The organism is Nonomuraea solani, assembly GCF_900108335.1.
Taxonomy (GTDB): domain Bacteria; phylum Actinomycetota; class Actinomycetes; order Streptosporangiales; family Streptosporangiaceae; genus Nonomuraea; species Nonomuraea solani.
Genome location: NZ_FNVT01000010.1, coordinates 397,457 through 409,017, shown reverse-complemented (window position 1 = coordinate 409,017; position 11,561 = coordinate 397,457). Strand labels below are relative to the sequence as shown.

Sequence of the window (11,561 nt, the reverse complement as noted above, 5' to 3'; positions counted from 1 at the left end):
TGCCACAGCTCGCCCGGCTGGTACATCAGCGGCAGCTCGCCCAGCCGGCGGATCCACTCATCGGGCCCGAAGTCCGGTGAGGTGGTGTCCAGGCCGAGCTCGTGGATCGCGGTCTGGATCGGGTAGGTGTCCGGCGCCGCCAGCACCGCCCCGAAGCCGAAGGTGAAGGTCAGCAGGTCGCGGACGGTGATCGGGCGGTGGGCCGGCACGGTCTCCTCCAGCGGGGCGTCGATGCTCTTGAGCACCCGCCGGTCGGCCAGCTCGGGCAGCCAGGTCTCGACCGGGTCGTCCAGCCGCACCCGGCACTCCTCGACCAGGATCATCACCCCGGCGGCCGTGACCGGCTTGGTCAGCGACGCCATCCGGAAGATCGTGTCTCGCCGCATCGGCTCGTCGCCGCCCGCGTGCAAGGTGCCGATCGCCTCGACATGGACGTCGTCGCCCCGGCCGACCAGCGCGACCAGCCCGGGGACCGCGCCGGAGGCGACATGGCCGTTCAGCACCTCACGCATCCGCCGCAGGCCCGCCTCGGAGAACCCGGCGCGCCGGTCCTCCTCCCAGCGGCCCTGCGTCTCCCAGGCACCCTTGCTGTCCCAAGTGCCCTTCATGTCCCAGCTCTTCGTCATGGCGATCTCCTCAGCGCGTACAACGTTCTCTTGATGAGAACACTGTACGCCAGATCGATCGAAGTGCGCAACATCGTGATCGCCGACGAATTAGATGGCGAGCCATCTAACAGGAGGACGCCATGAAGGCCAGCAGGTTCGTACCGTGCGGCGCGCGATTCATCTGGCCGCCGGGCCGGCGATCGTCGCGTACGTCTACGGGGGCCGCCCGCGGAGTCCTGGCGCCTCAAACCCGCAGCACCGCCTGAACGTCTCCGGCACCCCGGTGGCCTGGAACAACGCGGTCGCCGGGCAACAGCCCAGGACCACGGTCCTGGAGTACACCGGCGTGGGCCACGGCCAGTATCACAACAGCGTCTGCGCCCGCACGCACATCGAGACGTATCTGACGAGCCTGGTGCCGCCGCCGGCACGCACTGCGCTTCCGAGCATCCCTCGCAGCCGCCGTCGGTGACGGGACGCCCGCTGCACTGATCCGCTGAACCGATGATCCCGGCCCCTGGCGCGGGGGCCGGGGATCATCTATCTCTATACTTACGTATAGTCTGCTTTTCATGTGTATAGCGCAAGGAGCACGGAGATGAGCGACGCCATCTCGATCACCGGCCTGGTCAAGAGCTTCGGCCGGACGAAGGCACTGGACGGCCTCGACCTCCACGTACGCGCCGGCGAGGTGCACGGCTTCCTGGGCCCGAACGGGGCGGGCAAGAGCACCACGCTGCGCATCCTGCTCGGCCTGATCCGGGCCGACGCGGGCACCGCCCGGCTGCTCGGCGGTGACCCGTGGGCCGGGGCGGCCGAGCTGCACCGGCGGCTGGCGTACGTGCCCGGTGACGTCACCCTGTGGCCGTCCCTGACCGGCGGCGAGGTGATCGACCTGCTCGGGCGGCTGCGCGGCGGGCTGGACGGGCGGCGGCGGGCCGAGCTGATGGAGCGGTTCGCCCTGGATCCCCGTAAGAAGGCGGCCACCTACTCCAAGGGCAACCGGCAGAAGGTGGCGCTGGTCGCCGCCCTGGCCTCCGACGCCGAGCTGCTCATCCTGGACGAGCCGACCTCCGGGCTGGATCCGCTGATGGAGGCGGTGTTCCGCGACGCCGTCGCCGCCGAGAAGCGCCGTGGCCGTACCGTGCTGCTGTCCAGCCACATCCTGTCCGAGGTCGAGGCGCTGTGCGACCGGCTCACGATCGTCCGCGACGGACGTACCGTCGAGACGGGCACCCTGGCCGACCTGCGGCACCTGACCCGCACCACGATCGAGGCCGAGCTGGCCAGCACCCCCGACGGGCTGGCGGAGCTGCCCGGCGTGCACGACCTGCGCGCCGACGGCCAGCGGGTCCGCTTCGCCGTGGACCACGACGCCCTCGACCAGGCCCTGCGCCGGCTGGCCGCGGCCGGTGTACGCGACCTGGCCAGCCGGCCGCCGTCGCTGGAGGAGCTCTTCCTGCGGCACTACGACCGTCGCGTGGAGGCGGCACACTGAGCGGCGTAAGGGAGTTGATCGAGCGGCAGGCGTCCGGTCATGCGCATGCCGTCCCGCGCGTTGAGCCGGAGCAGCCACAGATCCACCGCACCGGCCGTCACGATGAACGGCATCCGGTTGCGTTCGGCCCCTGCGATCCGGCGACCAGCGCCGTCGCGCCGGCCGGCCAGAACAGCGCGAACCTGGTCCCCGCCCGGCCAGGTGCGCGCCGGAGGACCACCGCCTGCTTACGTGATCGCGCCATCGTGCATCACTTCTTATGGCTTTGTAGCCAGATAAGAGCTCACGCGCGGACGATCAACGCCTGGGAGCGGCCGGCCGGGAAGGCCCAGATGTGCTTGCCCGCCGCGATCATCAGCGCGATCGGCGCGCTCAGCCCCAGCCGAATCACGCGGAGGGCGGCACCGGCGGCCGGGGCGAGCACGAACAGGTCGCGCACCCCGCCGGCCAGGACCCCGTTCGCGCAGACCAGGAACGGCACCGGCCCCTCCGGCGCCCCCACGAACCGCCTCGGCTCCCCCGACCAGGCCGAGACGCGCAGCAGACCGCCCGCCACGCTGACCCACAGAGAGCCCGCGCACACGGCCATCCCGCCGCGCTCGCCCGGCCCGAGGTCCACCTCTTTCGGGCCGCCGCGCAGGATGGTGTCCCGCTTCGACGTCCACCACAGCCGCTCCCCCTCGGCCGCGCACCGGTCCAGCGCGGGCAGGTCCACCGGGTCGTGCAGGTTTCCCGGCTCGGCCAGCCTGCGGGCCTGGCCCGCGCCGACGGCCCAGATTTCGCCGCCGCCCGCCACCACCCGTCCTTCGAACGGCACGTCGGCCAGGGGTACGCCCGTGGGGTCGAGCCAGTACACGTGGCCCCGGCCGGCCCCCGCCAGCGTCCCTTTCGTGAGCGGGTCCGATAACTCTGACGTCCCCGCGAACGACCTGGGCAGCATCACGGTCTCCGCCAGCATGCCGGGCACCCCGGCCGCCGCGCTCACCGTCCCGGGCACCGCCGCCAGCGACCGTAACTCCGGCGGCTCTTCCTCATCGGTTTCCAACGGCACGCCGGAGGCCGTGTAGGCGTGCACACCTCCGGGCCCGGCGCACCAGACGGTGGTCCCGTCGGAGGCGGCCGTGTGGACGGGACAGGGCAGGTCGAGTTCGGTGACGGCGTCGCGCATGCGCCGACCATAAACCCGCCACCACCGGCAGAGCCCACGCCGTACCTCCTGAGCGCGAGCCCGTTCGCGGGCGAGCATGTTGGCCGGGCGTTCGCACAGCTCGGGCAAAACCCACCAGCCGGTCATCGGCCCAGGTCACCCCTGCTGCGATCATTGACCCATGCGTGTTGTGGTGATCGGAAGCGGCATCGTCGGGGCCGGCGCGGCCTACTACCTGAGCGGCCGGGGCGCCGAGGTGACCGTGGTGGACGGCGGCTACCAGGGCGCGGCGACGCAGGCGGGCGCGGGCATCGTGTGCCCGTGGGTGGACCATCCGGAGGACGCGGCCTGGTATCGGCTGACCAGCGAGGGCGCCCGCCACTACCCGGCGCTGGTGGAGGAGCTGGGCGAGGACATCGGGTATGCCAAGGTGGGCGCGCTGCTGGTGGCCGAGGATCCGGCCGACCTGGAGCCGGTACGCGGCCTGCTGCGGCGCCGCCATGCCGACGCGCCGGAAATGGGCGACATCACCGACGTGCCCACGCCGTCGGAACTCTTCCCGCCGCTGTCCGACACGCTGAGCGCGATCCTGGTGCCGGGGGCGGCCCGCGTGGACGGATGCTCGGTCCGCGACGCCCTCCTGCGCGCCGCCATCGCCAAGGGCGCCCAGGTCCGTACGGGCACCGCCACCCTCACCCCGGACGGCGACGTCCTCGTCCACGCCACCCCACCTCCCTCCGCCCAGGGCCGCGCGGCCTCATCCTCCTCCGCTCAGAACCTGGCGACCTCCGGGCGTGGGACCGAGAGCGCTGCGGTGAGCGGCGAAACGACGTCCTGGCGCCAGGCCACCCCACTCGACGTCGGCGCTCCCGACACCGCCCCGCTCGACGCCGGCGCTCCCGATGCCGCCCCTCACGACGTCGGCCCTCCCGATGCCGCCGCCTCATCACCGGCGGAACTCACGAGCGACCTCGGCACCCCCACGCGCCCGGAAGCTGCGGCGAACGGCTCAGGGCCGGACCGCGACGGGAGTGTCCGGGGGGAGACCAACGGGGGTGTCCGGGTCGAGGCCGACATGGTGATCGTCGCCGCCGGTGCGTGGACCGGGGAGGTGTGCCGGCCGCTGGGCGTCGAACTGCCCGTCTTTCCCCGGCGCGGGCAGATCCTGCACGCCACCCTCGAAGGCGTCGACACCGCGTGGTGGCCGATCGTGCTGCCCAGGGTCGGCCCGTACCTGCTGGGCTTCCCGGACTCCCGGGTCGTCGTCGGCGCGACCGTCGAGGACGTCGGGTTCGCGCCGCGCGTCACGATGGCCGGGCTGGACGAGGTGATCGAAGCAGGGCTGCGGGTCGCGCCGGGGCTGGCCAACGCGACGGTCGCGGAGACCAGGGTCGGCCTGCGCCCCGTGTACGCCCCTGGCCCCGCCCTCATCGGCCCTCTGACCGATCGCGTGGTGGTGGCGACGGGCCTGAGCGCGTACGGCCTGACGGCGGGCCCCTTCACCGGCCGCATCGCCGCCACCCTCGCCCTCGGCGAAACCCCACCCATCGACATCACCCCGTACGCCCCCAGCCGCCCTTAGCAAGAGGCCCGGGGCACAACGAGGGGCATCGGCCCGCACCCGCACCCTGGGCGGCACGACCCGGGCCGACCCCGAACCCCAGCGACACGACCCGGACCCGTGATGGCCACCGGCCCCACCCGAGCCCGGTCATAGCCACCCGCCCCGGCCACGGCCACCCGGCGGGACCCGACCCGGCCACAGCTTCCCCGCAGGACACCGGCCGAAGCCGGGCGGGTTGCCTTCCCCCTGGCGGGAGCGGCGCCCCCGAGCGGGGTGACCGGCGGTGCCGTCCCGGCCGGTCCAGGGCCGTGATGAGAGGGCGGCGGGCGGGTGCCCCGGCGACCCCTGCCCGTTAACCGTGACAACCGGGCACGTATCGTTGGATTCCTCCCCACCATGATCTCGTGGGGAGGCCGCGTTGCCGCTGCTCGTGTTGCTGATGCTCCTGATCGTGCTCCCCATCGCGGCCGGATGTGGCACCGCGCCCACCGCCCCGCCCCCGTCCGGGCCGCCGCAGCCCGCGCCGTCCGCCCCGCCGCCCAAGCCCCTCGCGCCCCGCCACCGCGACCACCCGCCCGCCAAGGAGGTCCCGTACGCCGCCTCCGGACGGTACGCCGTCGTCCGCGGCGGCGCCCCCGCCAGGCGAGGGCCGGGGAGCGTGGTGCGGTACCTGGTCGAGGTGGAGCGCGGCCTGCCGTTCGATCCCCGGCAGTTCGCCGCCGAGGTGCACCGCACGCTCAACGACGCCCGCGGCTGGGCCCGCTTCCAGCGCGTCGACCGAGGCCCGGTACGGGTGCGCGTCGCCCTGTCCAGCCCCCGCCTCACCATCCGCCAGTGCCGCCCGCTGCGTACCGGAGGCGAATTGTCCTGCTGGAACGGCACCCGTTCCATCATCAACGCCCGGCGCTGGGCCGAGGGCGTGCCGCAGTACGCCGGCGACCTGGCCGCCTACCGCCGCTACCTGATCAGCCACGAGGTCGGCCACGGCCTGGGCCACCACCACAGGACCTGCTCCGGCCCGGGCCGCCCGGCCCCGGTCATGGCGCAGCAGTCGAAGTCGCTGGGCCGCTGCCGTCCCAATCCGTGGCCGTTCCCCCATCGCGGGCCGCGCGAAAGAGACGAGACTGACGATCGGAGGCCATGACCGACGGAGGAGATCGAATGATCAGAATCGGCACGGGAAGGGTCAGCGGTTCGGAAGAAGGCGGTATCGCGGTCTTCAAGGGCATACCGTTCGCCAAGGAGCCGTTCGGGCCGCTCAGGTTCGCCGCGCCCATGCCGCCCGACCCTTGGGACGGCGTACGAGAAGCCACCCGTTTCGGCGCGCGCCCGCCGCAGGCGCCGATGATGCCCGGCGCGCCCGCGTGGAACCCGGCCGCGGGCCTCGACTGCCTCACCGCGAACGTGTGGACCCCCGACCCCGGCGGCTCGGGCCTGCCGGTGATGGTGTGGATCTACGGCGGCGCGTACCGGTCGGGGTTCGCCGACATGCCGGCCTACTACGGCGGGACGCTGGCCGGGCAGGGCGTGGTGGTGGTCACGTTCAACCACCGGGTCGGCTTCGAGGGGTACGGCCACGTCGGCGGCGCCCCCGGCAACCGGGCCCTGCTCGACCAGGTGGCCGCGCTGCGCTGGGTCCAGGAGAACATCGCGGCCTTCGGCGGCGACCCGGGCAACGTCACGGTGTTCGGCGAGTCGGCCGGGGCGGGCGCGATCGCCTGCCTGCTGACGATGCCGCGCGCGGAGGGGCTGTTCCGGCGGGCCATCGCGCAGAGCGTACCGGGGATGACCTTCACGCCCGCGTACGCCGCCCGCGTCACGGAGGCGGTCGAGCGCAGGCTCAGTGGTACGGCGCTGCGGGACAGCGCGCCGGAGGCGCTCGTGGCGGCGGCGGAGGGGGTGGCCACAGAGGAGATAGCCGGAAATTTCGAGACTTGGGGGACGGTCTCGTTCTCCCCGCTCGCGTTCGCGCCGGTGGTCGACGGCGACGTACTGCCCGACACGCCCTGGAACGCGCTGACCGCGGGCGCGGGCCGCGACATCGAGCTGATCACGGGGTTCAACCGGGACGAGTTCCAGATGTTCTTCGTCATGGCCGGCGGCCGGGCCCATGACCTGACGCGGGCGATGGAGTGCCTGGCTCCGGCCGGGGCGGAGGCCGCCTACCGCGAGGCCCGTCCCGGCGCCTCCGCCGAGGAGCTGTACGTGACGCTGATGTCGGACTGGATGTTCCGGATGCCGAGCGCCCTGCTGGCCGACGCGCACACCGGCACCACCTACGCCTACGAGCTGACCTGGGCGCCCACGCCGACGCTGGGGGCCTGCCACGGGCTGGACGTGCCGCTCGCGTTCGGGACGATCGAGGGCGAACTGGTGACGATGCTGGCCGGCGGCTCACCGGACCTTCCGGGGCTGTCGGAGCAGTTCCGTACGGCCTGGACCGGCTTCGCCACCACCGGCGACCCCGGCTGGCCCCGCCACGACCCGGCAACGGCCCTCACCCACGTCTTCGACGTCCACCCCGCCGACGTGGCCGACCCAGAGGCGGCCTCCCGCGCCATCTGGTCGAAAACGGGCTTCCCGCCAATCGGCTGAGACCCCGCGGACCTCACCCTCCGAAGGCGGGCCGCCGCCTTGAGATGGCGGCGGTCCACCTTCGGACGTGGCGGGATCTGCGGAGGTGGCGGGGTCCGCCTGCGGAGGTGGGGCCGTCAGGGGGGAGGTGCTTCAGAGACGAGGCTTCTCGGGGCAGGGGACCCGCCACCCGGGCGAGGGTCCTCGGGGCGACGGTCTTCGGGGACGGCTTCAGGCGGCGATGCCCTCGTACGCGGCCACGAGGGCACCGAAGGCGCGTTCGTCGCCGAAGGTGCTCTCGCCCATCATCCGGTTCGTCACGTACGCCACCACCATCCGCGCCTCGAAGTCGACCATGACCAGCGACCCGCCCCACCCACCCCACGAACACGTCCGGGGCTGCCCGAACAACCCGTACCCCATGCTGTACCGCATCGGGACCCCGAACACCGAGTCCAAGCCGTGGTACTGCTCCTCCAGCGCCCGCTCGCACCCCGCCGCCGACAGCAGCCGCACCCCGCGCACCACTCCCCCGCAGGCCAGCGCCGACTGGATCAGGGCGACCGAGCGGGCGTTGCCGTGCCCGTTGACGGCCGGGATCTCGGCGCGCCGCCAGGCGGTGGTGTTGGCGTCGTCGGGCGTGAGCGGCGGGTTGGGCAGCTCGCTCGCGGGCGTGGCGGGCGGGATGAGAGGGGCGACGCGGTGGTCGTGCTCGGCGGGCAGCCCGATGTGGAAGTCGGCGCCCAGCGGCCCGGCGACCTCCTCGGCGAAGAAGGTGCCCAGGCTGCGGCCGGTGACGCGGCGTACGACCTCGCCGACCAGGTGACCTTGGGTGATGCCGTGGTATCCGGCGGCGGTGCCCGGCTCCCAGCGTGGTTTCTGGGCGGCCAGTCGTTCCGTGGCCGTGCGCCAGTCGTAGAGGTCCGCCAGCGTCATGGGCTCGTCCCAGACGGGCAGGCCGGCGGTGTGCGAGAGCAGGTGCCGTACCAGCACGCCGTCCTTGCCCGCGGCGGCGAACTCCGGCCAGTACGCGGCGACGGGCGCGTCCAGGTCGAGGTCGCCGCGGTCGGCGAGGATCAGCGCGCACAGCGCGGTCATGGTCTTGGTGGTGGACCAGACGTGGGTGATGGTGTCGCGCTCCCACGCGACGGTACGGCCGGCGTCGGCGTACCCGCCCCAGAGGTCGACCACCGGCTCCCCGTCCACGAACACGGCCACGGACGCGCCCCCGACGACCCGCCCGTCGACCTGTCCGTGAGCCCCCGCGCCATCCTGACCGCCAACCCGCGAACCGTCCCGCACGTCAGCCCGCGAACCGTCCCGCGCATCGGCCCGCGAACCGGCCTGGCCGCCAGCCCGGGCGCCGTCCTGGCCGTCGTCGCCGGTCAGTGACGACGCCAGCGCCTCGCGTACCCCGTCGAACCGCTCATCGCACGTGCCGTGGATGTCCGCCATAGGCGGGAACGTAACCCGGCCCCCTCCCCCGAGGCCAACGATTTTCGCTTAGAGGCCCTGTCCGCCCCCCACCCCCCGCAGCAGCGTGTCCACCAGCCGTGCGGCCAGCGCGTCGGGCTCCCCGTCGCGGACCTGCGCCGACTCGTGGATGAGCGCGTAGTAGACCCGCCTGGCCCAGCCGGGGTCCACGTCGGCCCGCAGCACCCCGGCCTCCCGAGCCCGCGCGAACAGCCGATCGCAGCGCGCCTCCACCTCGGCGTGCACCGCGGCGGCGCCGGGGTCGGCCGCCAGTGCGAGGCCCATCGCGAAGCCCCAGTCGATCTTGACGCGCAGCACGTTGGCCGTGACCTGGTAGAGCGCGACGAGCGGCGGTGTGGTGTCGGGGTTGGCGGCGTCCACGGCGTCGGCGAACTGCCGCGTGGCCCACGCCGCCAGCGCCGCCACCAGCGCGTCCCGCGAGGCGAAGCGCCGGTGCACGGTGGTGCGCGCCACCCCCGCGGCCTCGGCGATCTGCTCCATGCTGGCCGCCGGGTTCCGGCTGAGGACGCGTTCGGCGGCCTCCAGGATCGTGCGCACCGTGCGCTCCGCATCGGACCTCAGCGCCCGCGTCGTCTCACTCACATACGACAGGGTACGGCACCGTCACCGTTTCTCTAGAACTTGCATCATCAGTGTTGCAAGTTCTATGGTTTGAGCATCAGCACTGACGCGACTTAGGAGAGATCATGGACATGCGACTCACCGGTAAGACCGCCGTCGTCACCGGCGCGAGCAGGGGCCTGGGGCTGGCGATCGTGCGGGCGCTGACCGGCGAAGGAATGCGGGTCGTGGCCGTGGCGCGGACGGTCTCCGCCGAGCTGAAGGACACCGGCGCCACCGTGGTGACGGCCGACCTGTCCACCGCCGGCGGCCCCGCCGAGGCGATCGAGCGGGCGCTGACCGACATCACCGAGATCGACCTGCTGGTCAACAACGTGGGCGGCGGCGACGGCATGACCGGCGGGTTCCTCGACGTCCCCGAGGACCTCTGGGACCGGACCTACGACCTCAACCTCCTCAGCGCCGTCCGCGCCACCCGCGCCGCCCTGCCCAGCCTGCTGCGGCGCGGCGGCGGCATCGTGAACATCTCCTCCATCGGCGCCCGGCTGCCGCACCAGGGCCCGATCGCGTACACGACGGCCAAGGCGGCCCTGACCGCGTTCGGCAAGGCGCTGGCGGAGGAGTTCGGTCCCCAGGGGGTGCGGGTGAACACGGTGTCGCCCGGCGCGGTGCGTACCGCGCTGTGGGAGTCCCCCACGGGGTACGGCGCCGCGGTCGCGGCCGCGCACGGCCTGGAGCTGGAGCCGTTCCTGGCGGGGCTGCCGGCGGGCTCCGGGATGACGACCGGCAGGTTCATCGAGCCCGAGGAGGTGGCCTCCCTCGTGACCTGGCTGGCCTCGCCGCACGCGGGCAGCGTCAACGGCGCCGACTACGTGATCGACGGCGGGGCGATCAAGACGGTCTGACCTATCGCGATATATCGTAGAAAGGGGAACACCGGGGAATCCCGCTGGGTTGTGCGGGATGGACAGAGCTTCAGGGGAGTGTGACTGATGGCACGAATGCGGACGGTGCGGCGGATCCTCGCGGGCGGCGTGGCCCTCGCCGCGGCCGGCTGGGCGTTGCGCGACATACCAGCCGAACTGGGCGTGCGGCCGCTGACGTCGGGGCCCGACCGGGAGTCCAGGATCCGGCGCTCACCGCAGTTCAGGGACGACGCCTTCTTCAACTCGATGCCCGAGCCGACCCACATGATGACCGCGCCGCCCCCGAGCCTGCTCGGCGAGCTGGCCAAGGACAGGGAACGGCGCCGGCCCGGTGGCCTGATCCCGATGCGCGTCCCGCCGGCGGACCCGCCGCCCGCCGACGGCCTGCGCGTGGTCTGGTACGGCCACGCCTCCACCCTGGTCGAGATCGAGGGCCGGCGGGTGCTGTTCGACCCGGTGTGGAGCAGGCGCATCTCCCCCTCGCAGCTCATCGGCCCGAAGCGGCACCATCCGGTGCCGGTGGAGCTGGGCGAGCTGCCGCCCGTCGACGCGATCGCCATCTCGCACGACCACTACGACCACCTCGACCGGGCGACCGTGATGGCGCTGACCCGCACTCAGAAGGCCCCGTTCCTGGTTCCGCTGGGCATCGGGGCGCACCTGGAGCGGTGGGGCGTGCCCGCGTACCGGATCATCGAGCTCGACTGGGACGAGGAGGCCCAGGTGGCGGGGCTGCGGTTCGTCGCCACGGCGGCCCGGCACTTCTCCGGCCGGACGTTCGACCGGAACGACACACTGTGGGGATCGTGGGTGGTGGCCGGGGCGGGCAAGCGGGTGTTCTATGCGGGCGATTCCGGATATTTCCAGGGATATCGGGGCATCGGGTCGGCGCATGGGCCGTTCGACCTGACGCTGATGCCGATCGGCGCCTACAGCCCGGCCTGGCCCGACATCCACATGAACCCGGAGGAGGCCGTCAACGCCCACCTCGACCTGGGCGGCGAGCTGCTGCTGCCCGTGCACTGGGCGACGTTCACGCTGGCGCTGCACCCGTGGGCGGAGCCGGTGGAGCGGCTGTGGCGCGAGGCCAAGGCCCGCGACGTGAGCATCGTCGTGCCGCGGCCCGGCGAGGCGGTCGACGCCTCCGCCGCACCGGCCGTGGACGGCTGGTGGGAGACGATGGGCTGAG

The 11,561-nt window shown here is 73.0% G+C and carries 11 protein-coding genes; 7 read left to right on the top strand and 4 right to left on the bottom strand.

Going from position 1 to position 11,561, the window contains the following annotated elements; translation table 11 throughout:
* Positions 1-626 (bottom strand): serine hydrolase domain-containing protein (locus C4V41_RS33340; RefSeq protein WP_327537482.1); only part of this gene is annotated, 626 nt, incomplete at its 3' end.
* A gap of 145 nt (positions 627-771) precedes the next feature.
* Here C4V41_RS33340 and C4V41_RS33335 point away from each other — a divergent pair.
* Positions 772-1,080 (top strand): alpha/beta hydrolase, encoded by a 309-nt coding sequence (locus C4V41_RS33335; protein ID WP_160150483.1) that lies wholly within the window; start codon positions 772-774, stop codon positions 1,078-1,080.
* Between the two features lie 126 nt (positions 1,081-1,206).
* Positions 1,207-2,106: an ABC transporter ATP-binding protein gene (locus C4V41_RS33330; protein ID WP_103959919.1), complete on the top strand. Its 900-nt coding sequence runs from the start codon at positions 1,207-1,209 to the stop codon at positions 2,104-2,106.
* Positions 2,107-2,389: 283 nt separating this feature from the next.
* Here C4V41_RS33330 and C4V41_RS33325 read toward each other — a convergent pair whose 3' ends face one another.
* On the bottom strand, positions 2,390-3,274 hold the full coding sequence (locus tag C4V41_RS33325; RefSeq protein ID WP_103959918.1) for a hypothetical protein: 885 nt from the start codon (positions 3,272-3,274) through the stop codon (positions 2,390-2,392).
* Positions 3,275-3,434: 160 nt separating this feature from the next.
* Here C4V41_RS33325 and C4V41_RS33320 point away from each other — a divergent pair, with 160 nt between their 5' ends.
* The 3 genes from C4V41_RS33320 to C4V41_RS33310 all read left to right on the top strand — a co-directional run bounded on the left by C4V41_RS33320 (position 3,435) and on the right by C4V41_RS33310 (position 7,412).
* A complete protein-coding gene (locus C4V41_RS33320) occupies positions 3,435-4,835 on the top strand; it encodes an NAD(P)/FAD-dependent oxidoreductase (RefSeq protein ID WP_103959917.1) in 1,401 nt (466 codons plus the stop codon).
* A 400-nt stretch (positions 4,836-5,235) separates the two neighbouring features.
* Positions 5,236-5,961: a DUF3152 domain-containing protein gene (locus tag C4V41_RS33315; RefSeq protein WP_235030522.1), complete on the top strand. Its 726-nt coding sequence runs from the start codon at positions 5,236-5,238 to the stop codon at positions 5,959-5,961.
* Positions 5,962-5,978: 17 nt separating this feature from the next.
* Positions 5,979-7,412 carry a carboxylesterase/lipase family protein gene (locus C4V41_RS33310; RefSeq protein WP_200824396.1) on the top strand — a complete coding sequence of 478 codons (1,434 nt, stop codon included), beginning with the start codon at positions 5,979-5,981 and terminating at the stop codon, positions 7,410-7,412.
* Positions 7,413-7,622: 210 nt separating this feature from the next.
* Here C4V41_RS33310 and C4V41_RS33305 read toward each other — a convergent pair whose 3' ends face one another.
* On the bottom strand, positions 7,623-8,846 hold the full coding sequence (locus tag C4V41_RS33305; protein WP_103959915.1) for a serine hydrolase domain-containing protein: 1,224 nt from the start codon (positions 8,844-8,846) through the stop codon (positions 7,623-7,625).
* A 48-nt stretch (positions 8,847-8,894) separates the two neighbouring features.
* On the bottom strand, positions 8,895-9,467 hold the full coding sequence (locus C4V41_RS33300) for a TetR/AcrR family transcriptional regulator (RefSeq protein WP_200824395.1): 573 nt from the start codon (positions 9,465-9,467) through the stop codon (positions 8,895-8,897).
* 104 nt (positions 9,468-9,571) lie between these two features.
* Here C4V41_RS33300 and C4V41_RS33295 point away from each other — a divergent pair, with 104 nt between their 5' ends.
* Both C4V41_RS33295 and C4V41_RS33290 read left to right on the top strand, forming a co-directional pair.
* On the top strand, positions 9,572-10,351 hold the full coding sequence (locus tag C4V41_RS33295) for an SDR family NAD(P)-dependent oxidoreductase (RefSeq protein WP_103959914.1): 780 nt from the start codon (positions 9,572-9,574) through the stop codon (positions 10,349-10,351).
* Between the two features lie 87 nt (positions 10,352-10,438).
* On the top strand, positions 10,439-11,560 hold the full coding sequence (locus C4V41_RS33290; protein ID WP_235030521.1) for an MBL fold metallo-hydrolase: 1,122 nt from the start codon (positions 10,439-10,441) through the stop codon (positions 11,558-11,560).
* The last annotated feature ends 1 nt before the right edge of the window (position 11,561 follow it).

What these genes read in the sequence shown, in the direction of transcription:
- C4V41_RS33295 (WP_103959914.1), top strand. Translation starts at nt 9,572, where the DNA reads ATGGACATGCGACTCACCGGTAAGACCGCCGTCGTCACCGGCGCGAGC.
- C4V41_RS33330 (WP_103959919.1), top strand. Translation starts at nt 1,207, where the DNA reads ATGAGCGACGCCATCTCGATCACCGGCCTGGTCAAGAGCTTCGGCCGG.
- C4V41_RS33305 (WP_103959915.1), bottom strand. Translation starts at nt 8,846, where the DNA reads ATGGCGGACATCCACGGCACGTGCGATGAGCGGTTCGACGGGGTACGC.
- C4V41_RS33325 (WP_103959918.1), bottom strand. Translation starts at nt 3,274, where the DNA reads ATGCGCGACGCCGTCACCGAACTCGACCTGCCCTGTCCCGTCCACACG.
- C4V41_RS33320 (WP_103959917.1), top strand. Translation starts at nt 3,435, where the DNA reads ATGCGTGTTGTGGTGATCGGAAGCGGCATCGTCGGGGCCGGCGCGGCC.
- C4V41_RS33290 (WP_235030521.1), top strand. Translation starts at nt 10,439, where the DNA reads ATGGCACGAATGCGGACGGTGCGGCGGATCCTCGCGGGCGGCGTGGCC.
- C4V41_RS33310 (WP_200824396.1), top strand. Translation starts at nt 5,979, where the DNA reads ATGATCAGAATCGGCACGGGAAGGGTCAGCGGTTCGGAAGAAGGCGGT.